10 protein-coding genes, 1 pseudogene and 1 riboswitch are annotated in these 12,935 nt (G+C 65.4%); of the genes and pseudogenes, 5 read left to right on the top strand and 6 right to left on the bottom strand.

Annotated features, from left to right (window positions below; translation table 11 throughout):
• Position 1 precedes the first annotated feature (1 nt).
• Both ABSY17_RS04925 and ABSY17_RS04920 read right to left on the bottom strand, forming a co-directional pair.
• Entirely contained in the window at positions 2 to 1,729 is a 1,728-nt protein-coding gene (locus ABSY17_RS04925) for a SulP family inorganic anion transporter (RefSeq protein ID WP_378947412.1), read from the bottom strand.
• 85 nt (positions 1,730 to 1,814) lie between these two features.
• A complete protein-coding gene (locus ABSY17_RS04920; RefSeq protein WP_378947409.1) occupies positions 1,815 to 2,708 on the bottom strand; it encodes a DMT family transporter in 894 nt (297 codons plus the stop codon).
• Between the two features lie 195 nt (positions 2,709 to 2,903).
• Here ABSY17_RS04920 and ABSY17_RS04915 point away from each other — a divergent pair, with 195 nt between their 5' ends.
• Both ABSY17_RS04915 and ABSY17_RS04910 read left to right on the top strand, forming a co-directional pair.
• On the top strand, positions 2,904 to 4,202 hold the full coding sequence (locus ABSY17_RS04915) for an adenylosuccinate synthase (protein WP_378947406.1): 1,299 nt from the start codon (positions 2,904 to 2,906) through the stop codon (positions 4,200 to 4,202).
• A gap of 69 nt (positions 4,203 to 4,271) precedes the next feature.
• The gene (locus ABSY17_RS04910) at positions 4,272 to 5,825 is read left to right on the top strand and encodes a hypothetical protein (RefSeq protein ID WP_378947403.1); all 1,554 of its coding nucleotides are present in this window, start codon (positions 4,272 to 4,274) and stop codon (positions 5,823 to 5,825) included.
• Between the two features lie 36 nt (positions 5,826 to 5,861).
• Here the strand turns inward: ABSY17_RS04910 and ABSY17_RS04905 are convergent, their stop codons facing one another.
• From ABSY17_RS04905 to ABSY17_RS04890, 4 genes are all read right to left on the bottom strand, one after another.
• Positions 5,862 to 6,161, bottom strand: a complete 300-nt coding sequence (locus ABSY17_RS04905; RefSeq protein ID WP_378947400.1) for a CcdB family protein — start codon at positions 6,159 to 6,161, stop codon at positions 5,862 to 5,864.
• The gene (locus ABSY17_RS04900) at positions 6,161 to 6,403 is read right to left on the bottom strand and encodes a type II toxin-antitoxin system CcdA family antitoxin (RefSeq protein ID WP_378947397.1); all 243 of its coding nucleotides are present in this window, start codon (positions 6,401 to 6,403) and stop codon (positions 6,161 to 6,163) included. Before ABSY17_RS04900 ends, ABSY17_RS04905 begins: the two co-directional genes overlap by 1 nt.
• A gap of 61 nt (positions 6,404 to 6,464) precedes the next feature.
• Positions 6,465 to 8,279: an ABC-F family ATP-binding cassette domain-containing protein gene (locus tag ABSY17_RS04895; RefSeq protein WP_378947394.1), complete on the bottom strand. Its 1,815-nt coding sequence runs from the start codon at positions 8,277 to 8,279 to the stop codon at positions 6,465 to 6,467.
• A gap of 2 nt (positions 8,280 to 8,281) precedes the next feature.
• Positions 8,282 to 8,926: a thiamine diphosphokinase gene (locus ABSY17_RS04890; RefSeq protein ID WP_378947392.1), complete on the bottom strand. Its 645-nt coding sequence runs from the start codon at positions 8,924 to 8,926 to the stop codon at positions 8,282 to 8,284.
• Between the two features lie 104 nt (positions 8,927 to 9,030).
• A riboswitch (TPP riboswitch) is annotated at positions 9,031 to 9,152 on the top strand.
• A gap of 44 nt (positions 9,153 to 9,196) precedes the next feature.
• Here ABSY17_RS04890 and thiB point away from each other — a divergent pair.
• From thiB to thiQ, 3 genes and pseudogenes are all read left to right on the top strand, one after another.
• A complete protein-coding gene (gene thiB, locus ABSY17_RS04885; protein ID WP_378947390.1) occupies positions 9,197 to 10,201 on the top strand; it encodes a thiamine ABC transporter substrate binding subunit in 1,005 nt (334 codons plus the stop codon).
• A 227-nt stretch (positions 10,202 to 10,428) separates the two neighbouring features.
• Positions 10,429 to 12,045: a thiamine/thiamine pyrophosphate ABC transporter permease gene (gene thiP / locus ABSY17_RS04880; RefSeq protein ID WP_378947387.1), complete on the top strand. Its 1,617-nt coding sequence runs from the start codon at positions 10,429 to 10,431 to the stop codon at positions 12,043 to 12,045.
• A pseudogene (gene thiQ / locus ABSY17_RS04875) lies at positions 12,042 to 12,802 on the top strand (thiamine ABC transporter ATP-binding protein). Before thiP ends, thiQ begins: the two are co-directional and overlap by 4 nt.
• Positions 12,803 to 12,935: the final 133 nt, after the last annotated feature.

Genomic DNA, 12,935 nt, shown 5'->3' with positions numbered 1-12,935 from the left:
CTCAGTTCTCCCTTCCGCCCGGCCGTACCTCTGCCGCGAGCCCGGCGATCGCGTTGTCGACGCTATGGAAGATGCGATCCGGGCCCAGTGCTGTCGCAATACCGAAGCGAACAAGCGCGGTTTGCGCCCGTACCGATTCCAGCCGGGCAATAGAAAAGGTCACCCCGGCGTCGCGGCAATAGGCGATCACGTCGGCCAACGCGCGGGCGGCAGTGAAATCAATGTCGATGACGCTGCCGGCCTCGAAGATGACATGCTCGAGTGTCGGGGCACGGGCGGCCACCATCGCTTCGATGTCGGACTTGAAGCGTTCGGCGTTGACGAAGGAGAGCGGTGCCTGGAAGGCGACGACCAGAATGCCGTCGATGCGCTCGCCCTTCGGGCCATTGCCCGGCGGCCACCAGATGGACGTGCCGGGCACCCTTTCGAACTCGATCGCCTGCGCCTGGGTCATGCCCCACAGGCCGTGCAGCAGCGACAGCACGATGCCGGTCGCGACCCCTATCTCGATCGGCAGCGCCACGATGGCAACAGCGGTTACGACGATCAGCGCGAACTCGACCGGGGCCTGGCGGAAGGTCGAAACGAAGATCGGCCAGCGCAGGATGCGCAGCGCGATGAACATCAGGATGCCGGCAAGTGCTGCCTGCGGCACGTTGTGCAGCAAGGTCGTGCCGAAGAGCACCAGCAGCAGGACGATTGCCGCGGCGAACAGGCTTGTCAGCTGCGAGCGCCCGCCGGTTGCGGCAACGATCGCCGTGCGCGGCGGGCTGGCGTCGACGGGAAAGGCGCCGAACAGTCCCGACGCGAGGCTGCCCGCGCCGATGCCGACAAAATCACGATTCACATCGTCCCGGTTGACGTCCGGGTCGGCAAAGGAGCGTGTCGTTGCCGCCGTCTGCACCATGATAACCAGCGAAATCAGCAGCGCCATCGGCACCAGCGTGCGCATATCCTGAAGCGCCACGGCCGGCACGGAAAGCCTGGGCAATGCGCTGGGAAGCGCGCCCAGAACCGCAACGCCTTGTTGCGTCAGACCGAACAGCGTCACGGCCGCCGTTGCCGCCGCCAACGCGATCAATGCGGCCGGTGCGCGAGGACTTAGGCGCTCGCCGGCCAGCACTGCGAGAAACACGCCTACCCCCAGCGCCATGCTCAGCAGGTTGATCTGGCTGAAATCGCTGTAGATCGCCGCCAGCCGGGAAAAGACATCGCCGCTGCCCGGCGGCAGGCCAAGCAGGTCGGGCAACTGCGAAATGACGATATGGATCGAAATGCCGGCGAGAAAGCCTGATGTGACCGGCACGGACAACAGGTCGGCGATCCAGCCCAGCCGCAGCAGGCCGCCCACAAGGACAATGGCCCCGACCATCAATGCCAGCATGGCGGCGAGCGCGGCATATTGCGGCGAACCGGAAGTCGCAACGAGCGCCAATCCGCCGGCGAAGATTGGGGTGATGGTCGAATCGGCTCCGGCTGAAAGGTAGCGGCTTGCCCCAAAGACGGCGAACGCCACGGAACCCGCAATGAAGGCGAAAAAGCCGATCTCGGGCGAGAAATCGCCAAGCCGGGCGGTTGCCATCTGCTCGGGAATGGCAATGGCAGCCAGCGTCAGGCCGGCAGCGGCGTCGCCGCCGAGATCCCTGCGGCTCCAGCCTTGCAGCGCGGCAAATAGCAGGCGTTGCCTGGTGAGCGGCGGCCCCTTGCGCGATCCGGCATCACCTCGCATGCGAGCCTCGCCTTCGACCGAACCCAACACCAGACAACAGGCTTTGACGACCTCTTCAACGCCGGGCGCGGGTCTGGCGTTCCGGCTATTGCATCGCCATCTTGCGCCCGCTGTGCTCGGCAAGCCAGATGCCACCGAACACCAGCACGATGGCCACTGCGTGATGCGGCAGGAAGGCCTCGCCGAGGATCAGCACCGACAGCAGCGTGCCGAAGATCGGCACCATGTTGATGAACAAGCCGGCGCGGTTGGCGCCGATCAGTTCGACACCCCTGATGTAGAAGATCTGCGCAAGGATCGAGGGGAACAGCACGATATAGGCGGTGAGCGCCCAGCCGACGGGGTCGGGCGCAATGGCGCGCCCGGTGCCGATCTCCCACACCGCGAAGGGGATCGATGAAACGAAGGCCGAGGCGGTCAGCACGATCATCAGGCTCTGCCAGTGGATATCCGGCTTGAAGCGCAGTGCCACGGTATAGGCGCTGTAGACCAGCACCGCGACGAGCATCAGCCCGTCGCCGAAATTCATGTCGAGCGCCAGAAGCGTCGACAGGTCGCCATGGCTCGCCGTCAGCGCGATCCCCAGCAGCGAGAGCGCGAAACCGGCGACCTGGCCGAACGTCACACGCGTGCGGAAGAGCAGGAAATTGGCCGCAAAGATGAACATCGGGATGCCGGCCTGCTCGATGCTGGTGTTGATTGCCGTCGTGAAGTTGAGCGCTGTGTAGAGTGCTGCGTTGAAAAGCGTAAAGCCAAGCATGCCCAGGCAGAAAAGCAGCCAGATGTGCTTGCGAACGATCGGCCAGTCGGCCCGCAGGCGCGGCCAGCCGATAGCGCTAAGCATCACTGCGGCGAAGCCCCAGCGCATCAGGGTGAGCAGCATGGGCGACACATGCCCGACTGCCAGCTTGCCCGCCACTGCATTGCCACCCCAGAACAGTGTGGTCAGCAACAGCAGGACGTAGGCGTTTCGGTACATTCGGCGGGCTCTTGCTTACAAAGGGGGGCACAACCCACCTAAGTGGCCGATGTGGGCAAGTAAATGCACCGAAAGGCGGAATTTGTTGTGCCTGGCGCGGCAAAGAAAGGTCGCGCTTCCAATTCCTTGGCGTTATAGAGGCCTGTCATTTTGAACTGTTCGCGGCCTGCACCGCGAGACCGGAAGGATAAAATCATGGCCAATGTGGTGGTCGTCGGTTCCCAGTGGGGCGACGAAGGCAAGGGCAAGATCGTCGACTGGCTGTCGGAACGCGCCGACGTGGTGGTGCGCTTCCAGGGCGGCCACAATGCCGGTCACACGCTGGTGGTCGACGGCGTGGTCTACAAGCTGTCGCTGCTGCCATCCGGCGTCGTGCGCGAAGGCAAGCTGTCGATCATCGGCAATGGCGTCGTCTTCGACCCGCATGCCTTCGTGGCGGAACTTGAGAAGATCCGCGCCCAGGGCGTCGAGATCGGTCCCGAACGCCTGAAAATCGCCGAAAACACCGCGCTTATCCTGTCGCTGCACCGCGAGCTGGATGGTTTCCGTGAGGACGCCGCCTCCAATTCGGGAACTAAGATTGGCACGACCCGCCGCGGCATCGGCCCCGCCTACGAGGACAAGGTGGGCCGCCGTGCGGTGCGGGTGATGGACTTGGCGGATTTGGATACGCTTCCCCAGAAGGTCGAACGGCTGCTGACCCACCACAATGCGCTGCGCCGTGGCCTCGGCCACGCCGAGGTGACGCATGAGGCGATCATGACCGAGCTGACCTCGGTCGCCGACCAGATCCTGCCCTACATGGACCGTGTCTGGAAGGTGCTGGACGACAAGCGCCGCGCCGGCGAGCGCATCCTGTTCGAAGGCGCGCAGGGCACTCTGCTCGACATCGACCACGGCACCTATCCCTTCGTCACCTCGTCGAACACCGTTGCCGGCCAGGCGGCCGCCGGTTCCGGCATGGGACCCGGTGCGATCCACTATGTGCTCGGCATCACCAAGGCCTACACCACTCGCGTCGGCGAAGGCCCCTTCCCGACCGAGCAGACGAACGAGATCGGCGAGTTCCTGGGCACCCGCGGCCATGAATTCGGCGTGGTCACGGGACGCAAGCGCCGCTGCGGCTGGTTCGACGCCGTGCTGGTGCGCCAGGCGGTCGCCGTCAACGGCATCACCGGCATCGCGCTGACCAAGCTCGACGTGCTCGACGGACTCGACGAGATCAAGGTCTGCACCGGCTACAAACTCGACGGCGAGCTGATCGACTACCTGCCGGCAAGCCAGGGCGCGCAGGCGCGCGTCGAGCCGGTCTACGAGACGCTCGAAGGCTGGAAGGCCACGACGGCCGGCGCACGCAGCTGGAACGACCTGCCTGCGCAGGCGGTGAAGTATGTGCGCTACATCGAGGAACTGATCGGCGCGCCGGTGGCCCTGCTCTCCACCAGCCCCGAGCGGGACGACACGATACTTGTGACGGATCCGTTTGAAGACTAGACACATTTCCATTGGGCCGCACCATCAGGCGGAGATGCGGCCCAGGATGACACATAGGTCGACGAGAGAATGGCAGACTTCGTAGCGGTTCTGAGGAAAACGCTTGATGGCATGGGTGAAACCACGCCGGCGATGCGCGCGCGCGTCTATGACAAGGCCCGCGCCACGATCTCAGCCAAGCTTGCCGCCATCAACCCGCCGCCACCGGCAAGCGTTGCCGAGCGGCAGAAGAAGATCCTCGAGGACGCCATCGCCACGGTCGAGGCGGATTTCACAAGCAAGCCGGCGGGCGACGATCCGCTGGCCGAGCTCGAAAGCGTCTTCTCCTCCATCGATCGCAACAAGAACCAACAGGTGTTCACGCCGCGTGCACCGGAACCCCAGTTGCCGCGCCTGGCAGCACCCGTAGCGCCCCGGGCCACGCCGCCGGCAGCACCGGCCTACGCACCGCCGCCACCCCCGGCCTACGCGCCCCCCGCACGCGACCCGTTGCATGATTTCGCGGACGACCAGGACGACGACGACGCACCGGCCTTGCCTCCCCTGCCGGACGACGACGAGGACGAACAGTTCGGCGCAGCGCCGGCCAGGGAAATCGACCCGTTCCAGAAGACGCGCCAGAAGCCGCGCAAGCGCATCAGCGGCGGGCTGATCGCCGCTGCGATCGGCATCGTGGTGCTCGGCACCGGCGGTTATGCACTGTGGTCGAACCGCGGCGCCTTTGTCGGCTCGGGCTCCGAAACGCCGGCCAAGCCAGCGGCACCGGCCAATGAAGCTGCCGCAACACCGCCCGCAAATGGCACGCAGACCGCGCAAGCCCCGGCGAACGGCGAACAAGGCAAGTTCACCCAGCGCATGACGCCCGAAGGCAAGGAAGTGGATCCAGGGCCCGCGAGCGGCGCCAATGGCGTCGGCGAAGGCACCTCGGTGGCCGCCCTGACCCAGGCGCCGGCAACAGCACCGGCGGCCACGCCCGAACCCGCTCCGGCCGCGCCCGCGACGCCGGCACCGGCCACGCCGGCACCTGGCGCCGCAACACCGCCTGCCGCCAGCGAGAACGCGCCCATGGCCGTTGGACAAAAGGCGATCTTCTATGAAGAGCGCACCAGCGTTGCCCAGGGCTCGGCGGTACCCGGTTCCGTGGTCTGGTCGGTGGTGCAGGAATCGCCCGGCGGCGACCTGCCGCCCGAACCCGCGATCCGCGCCGAGGCAACGATCCCGGGCAAGGATATCCAGCTGCGCATGACGATCCGCCGCAACGCGGACAAGACCCTGCCAGCCAGCCACATCCTGGAAATGATCTTCCTGACGCCGGAAGGCTTCGAAGGCGGCGGCATCGAGAACATCCTGCGCGTGGCGCTGAAGAGTTCCGAACAAGACGCCGGCAATCCGTTGATCGGCATTCCCGCCAAGATCGCCGACGGCTTCTTCCTGGTCGCGCTCAACGACACCAAGGCCGAGGTCGACGCCAACCTGAGCCTGCTGCGGCGTCAGAGCTGGATCGACGTGCCGGTGGTCTACAAATCCGGCCGCCGCGCCCTCTTCACCATGGAAAAGGGCATCCCCGGCGACAAGGTCTTCGAAGAAGCGATGAAGGCCTGGCAGGCCAAGTCGGCGGGGTAAGATCTGCCCGGCAAATGACGCGGGCGGTAACCCGCGTTAGAAGCCCTGGAACAGCATGTCCAGGGCCGCGACAACCGCATCGTGGTGCTCGGCCAGATTGACGTGCGTCTTGCGCAATTCAGCAACTGCGACCGCACCGATGAGGTGGGTGGCCATGACCAGCCTCCGACCGCTGACGTCAAAGATCGGGTTGAGCTTGCGGACTGCTGGAGGAACGTCTTCGGCGGGCAGCAGCGGCACCACGACTCTTGATTTCAGATGGTCGAGCAGGTCCGACTGCACATCGAGCAGATAGCTGCCTTCATACGGGCCCGCAAACACATCGTATCTGGCCATCAAAACAGCCGATATTTGGCAAGAGGCAGGCCGTTCTTGTCGATATAGTCGTTCCAGGCTTCCAGGGCGGCCTGGTTCTCAAGCTTCCACCGCCGCGACTTCTCCTCCGAGATAGCTTTCGCCAGCGCGTCTTCGGCAAGCTGAGACATGTTCAAGCCCAACGCCTTGGCTTCCTCGACCAAGGCAGCATCGATCGTGACATTCGTCGGCTTGCGAACCGGTTTGGGGGCTTTCTGGAGCATCGTGTCACCTCCGTCCTATGCGCATAAGATATGCGCATGAGACGCCAGGTGCAATCGCCGGCTACCCCTCCAGTTCCTCGCGCAGCATCTCCAGTTCCAGCCATTCCTCCTCGAGCGCGGTCAGCGTCTCGCGCTCCTTGTCGAGCGCGGCGATGGTCTTTTGGAAGCCGTGCGGGTCGCGCTCGTAGAAGGCCGGGTCGGCGATCTGGTTTTCCAGCCGCGCGATCGAAGCGGTCACCGCCTCCATCTTCTTGGGCAGGTTGTCGAGCGCGAATTTCTGCTTGAACGACAGTTTCTTGGAGGCAGCCTTCGGCGCCTCGGGGTCGCTGCGTCCCGTCGCCGCCTGGCCGTTGCCGGCCTTGCGGGACTTCCGGTCGTCGAGCTTGGTGCCGCCGCGCTGGGCCAGCATGTCGGAATAGCCGCCGGCATATTCGACCCATTTGCCCTCGCCGTCGGGCGCGATGATGCTGGTGACCGTGCGATCGAGGAAGTCGCGGTCGTGGCTGACGAGGATCACCGTCCCGGCAAAGCCGGCGACGAGTTCCTGCAACAGTTCGAGCGTTTCCATGTCGAGGTCGTTGGTCGGCTCGTCGAGCACCAGAAGATTGGCCGGACGAGCCAGAACGCGGGCCAGGATCAGACGGGCACGTTCGCCACCCGAGAGTTCGCGCACCGGCGTGCGCGCCTGCTCGGGCTTGAACAGGAAGTCCTTCATGTAGGAAACGACGTGGCGCTGCTCGCCATTGATGACCAGGTTTTCGCCGCGGCCGTCGGTCAGGTAGCTCGACAGCGTCTCGTTCGGGTCGACGGCTTCACGCTTCTGGTCGAGCGTCGCGATCTCCAGATTGACGCCGAGCCGGATGCTGCCGGCATCGGGCTCAAGCTCGCCGGTCAGCATCTTCAGCAGCGTCGTCTTGCCGGCCCCGTTGGGCCCGACCAGACCGATCCGGTCGCCGCGCTGGATGCGTGTCGAGAACCCTTTGACAACCGTCAGTTCGCCAAAGCTCTTGTCGATGTTCTTGGCCTCGATGACCAGCTTACCTGATTCTGCAGCTTCGCTGGCCACCATGGTAGCGACGCCCTCGGCGCCGCGATGGCCGCGGAAGCGCTGGCGCATCGACTGCAACTCGCCGAGCCGGCGCATGTTGCGCTTGCGCCGGGCGGTCACGCCATAGCGCAGCCAGTGCTCCTCGCGCACGATCTGGCGGCCGAGCTTGTGCTGTTCGCGTTCTTCTTCCTCGAGGATCTGGTCGCGCCACTCCTCGAAATGGGCGAAGCCGCGGTCGAGGCGGCGAGTCTGGCCGCGGTCGAGCCAGACCGTGTTGCGGCTGACGCGTTCGAGGAAACGGCGGTCGTGGGAAATCAGGATCAGCGCCGACGACGTGCGGATAAGCTCCTCTTCCAGCCACTCGATCACCGAAAGATCGAGATGGTTGGTGGGCTCGTCGAGCAGCATGATGTCAGGCTCTGGCGCCATCACGCGGGCAAGGGCCGCCCGCCGCGCTTCGCCGCCGGAGAGGTCGCCCGGCTTTTCTTCGCCGGTTAGGCCGAGATGGTCGAGCAGATAGGTGGCGCGATGCGGATCGTCGGCCGGCCCAAGCCCCGCCTCGACATAGGCGCGGACATTGGCGAAGCCGTCCATGTCGGGCGCCTGCGGTAGGTAGCGGATCGTGGCAGAGGGTTGGCGGAACACCTCGCCATCCTGAGCCTCGACCAGGCCGGCCGCGATCTTGAGCAGGGTCGACTTGCCCGAACCATTGCGGCCGACCAGCGCGATCTTGTCGCCAGCAGCGGCGTTCAGGGCCGCGCCGTCGAGCAACGGCATGCCGCCGAAAGTCAGGCGGATGCCGTCGAGATTGAGAAGCGGAGGCGCCATGTTCAGAATTCCGAGGCAGGATAGGGATGGGCGAGAAGCAGCGCGCGGCCGCTCCCGAGCGAGACTCGCAGGTTGCCCCGCACTTCATTGGAAAGCGTCAGCGACGAGCCGAAAGGCACCTCGACACCATTGAGAGGCCATTTCGCCCCCTCTTCGGTGAGGCCGGAGAGTTCGGAAAAGGCGAGCACGGAAAACAGCGTGCCGTCCTCGTAGTCGAAGCTGCGGGTGCCGTGCAGCAACGGATGTGCCTCCTGCAGGCCGCTGGTCAGCAGTACTTCGATGCCGGCTTCGGCAAGCCTGAGCGCCAACGCGAGGTGAAAAAAGGCGTGATCGGCCCGCGCGCCGCCAAAGGCACCAACGAGCACCAGCGACGTGGCCCCGCGCGCCAGCGCTGCGGCAACCGCGAGTTCGCCGTCGGTCTTGTCCTTGTCGGCCGGAAACACCTCGCGCGGAACACCGGCGAAGCGGGGATCGGGCTCGGCCGGCGAGGAGTCGAAGTCGCCCAGCCACAACTCGGGCATCAGGCCGAGGGGTGCGGCGTGGCGGATACCGGAATCGGCCGCAATCACGCGTCCGCCCGCGACCTGACGGTCGAGGCGCGGCGTGCGGACCAACTCGCCGCCAAGGAGTATGATGAACCGGCTCATGGCGAGGGCATTACCAGTCCGGTGGCGGAAACGGAAGGCCGAGACGCTGCCGCGACGGGCAAACTAGCCGCTTGCACGGCCCGTCGCGCCGGCCTATGTGTTGGACCGCTCTAACGGGGTGCCTGTCGCGCTTTTGCGCGTTGGCTGAGAGGCATGGGGAACATCCAGCCAACCCGCTGAACCTGATCCGGTTTGTACCGGCGGAGGGATTAGATGCTTCGGACGCCCGGCGCTTCAAATTCCCTTGCAACACCAATGGAGGAGGCGCCGATGCGCTCGCTAGTCCTGTCCCTGACTTCTGCCCTGGCGCTCGCAGCAAGCGCCTTTGCTGCCGCCGCCGAAGGCAAGCTCACCATCTACACCTATGACAGCTTCAACTCCGAATGGGGCCCAGGCCCGCAGGTGAGGAAGGCCTTCGAGGCCGAATGCGGCTGCGAAGTGGATTTCGTTTCGGTTGCCGACGGCGTGGCGCTGCTCAACCGCGTCAAGCTCGAGGGTGCCGCGACCAAGGCCGATATCGTGCTCGGCCTTGATACCAACCTGACCGCCGAGGCCAAGGCGACCGGCCTGTTTGCCCCGCACGGCGTGATCGGCGACGACGTCAAGGTTCCCGGTGACTGGAAGGACGATACCTTCGTTCCCTATGACTACGGCTATTTCGCCGTCGTCTACGACACCGACAAGCTGAAGAACCCGCCGAAAAGCCTGAAGGAGCTGGTTGAGGGCGATCCCGAGCAGAAGATCGCCATCCAGGATCCGCGCACCTCGACGCCGGGTCTGGGCCTGCTGCTCTGGGTCAAGTCGGTCTATGGCGACAAGGCGCCGGAGGCCTGGGCCAAGCTCAAGGGCCGCGTGCTGACCGTCACGCCGGGCTGGAGCGAAGCCTATGGCCTGTTCACCAAGGGCGAGGCGCCGATGGTGCTGTCCTACACCACCTCACCGGCCTACCACATGGTCGCCGACAACACCGAGCGCTACCAGGCCGCATCCTTCGAGGAAGGCCACTACCTGCAGATCGAGGTCGCCGGCGTTACCACCAATGGCGCCAAGAACCCGCTGTCGGAAAAGTTCATGGCCTTCATGACCGGCCCGGCGTTCCAGGACGTCATCCCAGAAACCAACTGGATGCTGCCGGCCGGCAAGACCGACAAGCCGCTCAACCCCGCCTTCGACAAGCTGGTGAAGCCGGGCAAGACCTTGCTGTTCAGCCCCGACGAGGTGGCGGCCAATCGCAAGGCCTGGGTCGACGAATGGCTGGGCGTGATGAGCAAGTAAGCGGCTCATCAACTGGCGATGGCTGCGCTTGAACACCCCCCTCTGGCTTGCCGGCCATCTCCCCCTCAAGGGGGGAGATTAGCTGTGGCGCTGCCGCCGCCAACCTTAAGCGTTGCAGACAGCGAGCAGGTGTTGAAGCTGCCGATCTCCCCCCTTGAGGGGGAGATGGCCGGCAGGTCAGAGGGGGGTGCGACGAGGCTCAACCTCAGCCGACTTGGTGGCCGATCATGCGGGTAAGCCGTCGAGACCCCCGCGTCATCGCCGGCACGCTCGCGCTCGCCGCCATAGGCATCCTGATCGGCGGCGCCTTTGCCGGGCTCGGCATCGAGGCCCTGCGCAACCCCGAAGGGGCTGTCGCCGCCTTCGACGGCTATCTCTTCCGCGTCGCGCGCTTCACGCTGTGGCAGGCGCTGCTGTCGACGCTCTTGTCCGTCGTACCGGCGATCCTGGTTGCGCGCGCCCTGTCGCGGCATCCGCAATTTCCCGGCCGTGGGCTGATCCTGCGCCTGTTTGCCGTGCCGCTCGCCCTGCCGGCGATCGTTGCTGCTCTAGGCATCCTGACGCTTTACGGCCGCGCCGGCTTCTTCGCCGCGCCGCTGGCCACGCTGACCGGGGGCACCTGGCCCGGCATCTACGGGCTATCAGGCATTCTGATCGCCCATGTCTTCTTCAACCTGCCGCTGGCGACACGGCTGATGCTGGAGGCGCTGCAGACCGTGCCGGCGGACCAGTGGCGGCTGGCGAGCCAGCTCGGCATGGGTGCTCGCGCGAGCTTCCGGCTGATCGAATGGCCGGCAATGCGCGCAGCCCTGCCCGGCATCGCCGGGCTAGTGTTCATGCTGTGCATCACCTCCTTCACCATCGTCTTGACGCTTGGCGGCGGACCGGCTGCCACCACGCTGGAAGTGGCAATCTACCAGGCACTGCGCTTCGACTTTGACCCCGCCCGCGCCGTGGCGCTGACGCTGCTGCAGATCGGCCTCACCGCCATCGTAGTGCTCGCGCTGATGCGGCTCGGCGCCAACACGACGGGCGATGCCAACCTGTCGGTCGTGCGACGCAGCTTCATCGAAACCAAAGGCCGAGAGAAGCTATTCAACGCCACCGTCATCGTCCTCGCACTGCTGTTCGTCTTCGGCCCCATGCTGGCGACGGTCGTCTCCGGCCTGGAGGCAGACCTTGGCCGATTGGCCAGCGAAACATCGGTCCGGCGCGCCACGCTGACCAGCATCGTGCTCGCCTCGCTTTCGGCGACACTTGCCTGCGCACTTTCGCTGTCGCTCGTCATGGCGCGCAGGGCGCTTGCGACCGGCCGCCCGGCGGACAAGAGATCGTTGCTGGAACGGATGACCGACACTGGCGCCGGCTTCGTGCTGGTCGTGCCGCCGATCGTCGTCGGCGCCGGCTGGTTCATTCTCGTGCGGCAGAGCGTCGATGTCTTCGCGCTGGCACCAGTGATGGTCGTCGCGGTCAATGCGGTGATGGCGATGCCGTTTGCCGTCCGCGCCATACGCCCCGCCCATGATGCCGCTGCCGAGCGCCACGAACGGCTCTGCGCCCAGCTCGGCATTTCCGGCTGGGGCCGCCTGCGGCTGATCGACTGGCCAGTTCTCAGGCGTCCGCTCGCCACCGCCTTTGCCTTCGCAATGGCACTGTCGCTCGGCGACCTCGGCGTCATCGCCCTGTTCGGCAGCGATGCCGTGCAGACGCTGCCCTATCTTCTGCTCGCGCGCATGGGCAGCTACCGGACCGCCGATGCCGCCGGCCTGGCGCTGATGCTGGGGTTGTTGTGCCTTGCCTTGATGATGCTCGCCGACCGTCTCGGCAGGGGGACTTCGAAATGACCTCGACCAATGCAGCCGTGAGGCTCGATCAGGTGGTGTTCAGCTACAGCGAGACCATGGTGCGCTTCGACGTGGCCTTCGCGGCCGGCGAGATCACCGCGATCATGGGGCCGAGCGGCGCCGGCAAGTCAACGCTGCTCAACCTCGTCGCCGGCTTCGAGACGCCGCGCGAAGGCCGGGTGCTGATCGGCAGCGAGGACGTGACCGGCTTGCCACCGGCCCGCCGTCCGGTCTCCATGGTGTTCCAGGAGAACAATCTGTTTGCCCATCTCGACGTGACCAGCAATGTCGGGCTCGGTCGCTCCCCGGCTCTGCGTCTTACGGCAAGCGACAGGCATGACGTGGGCGCAGCGTTGGCCCGCGTCGGCCTTGCCGGCATGGACAAACGCCTGCCCGCCGAGTTGTCGGGCGGCGAGCGCCAACGCGTGGCCCTGGCCCGCGTATTGGTGCGCGACCGGCCGGTCCTGCTGCTGGATGAACCTTTTGCCTCGCTTGGACCAGCCTTGCGCGAGGACATGCTGGAGCTTGTAGCTGACGTCCACGCAGAACGGCGCATGACCGTGCTTTTTGTGACACACCAGCCCGAAGACGCGAGAAAGCTGGGCGAAAACATGGTTTTCATCGAAGCAGGCACCGTGGCCGCCTCGGGCAAGACTGCTGATTTCTTTGACAATTCCGGACCGGATGCGTTCCGGTGCTACATCGGCGGCGAAAAGCGCTGACACAATCACGCCAGATTGCCCGGAAGCGGACATAATTTTCAGCCAAATCGCCGGGGTGGAGACGGGTGCCTTATTGTGTCTGCGAGGTGAGTGTGGCTAGGTCCACGCAACACCGCCGGGTCATGCTTCGCCTCTGCCCGGTTGACTGAAAGGAAGCTGTCCTGCCTA

Source organism: Mesorhizobium sp. ANAO-SY3R2, from assembly GCF_042466635.1.
Taxonomy (GTDB): Bacteria; Pseudomonadota; Alphaproteobacteria; order Rhizobiales; family Rhizobiaceae; genus Aminobacter.
This window is presented reverse-complemented; position numbering and strand designations above follow the sequence as displayed.

Coding starts and splice junctions, on each gene's coding strand:
- ABSY17_RS04925 (WP_378947412.1), bottom strand. CDS start 1,729: ATGCGAGGTGATGCCGGATCGCGCAAGGGGCCGCCGCTCACCAGGCAA.
- ABSY17_RS04905 (WP_378947400.1), bottom strand. CDS start 6,161: ATGGCCAGATACGATGTGTTTGCGGGCCCGTATGAAGGCAGCTATCTG.
- ABSY17_RS04890 (WP_378947392.1), bottom strand. CDS start 8,926: ATGAGCCGGTTCATCATACTCCTTGGCGGCGAGTTGGTCCGCACGCCG.
- ABSY17_RS04895 (WP_378947394.1), bottom strand. CDS start 8,279: ATGGCGCCTCCGCTTCTCAATCTCGACGGCATCCGCCTGACTTTCGGC.
- ABSY17_RS04900 (WP_378947397.1), bottom strand. CDS start 6,403: ATGCTCCAGAAAGCCCCCAAACCGGTTCGCAAGCCGACGAATGTCACG.
- ABSY17_RS04910 (WP_378947403.1), top strand. CDS start 4,272: ATGGCAGACTTCGTAGCGGTTCTGAGGAAAACGCTTGATGGCATGGGT.
- ABSY17_RS04920 (WP_378947409.1), bottom strand. CDS start 2,708: ATGTACCGAAACGCCTACGTCCTGCTGTTGCTGACCACACTGTTCTGG.
- thiB (WP_378947390.1), top strand. CDS start 9,197: ATGCGCTCGCTAGTCCTGTCCCTGACTTCTGCCCTGGCGCTCGCAGCA.
- ABSY17_RS04915 (WP_378947406.1), top strand. CDS start 2,904: ATGGCCAATGTGGTGGTCGTCGGTTCCCAGTGGGGCGACGAAGGCAAG.
- thiP (WP_378947387.1), top strand. CDS start 10,429: ATGCGGGTAAGCCGTCGAGACCCCCGCGTCATCGCCGGCACGCTCGCG.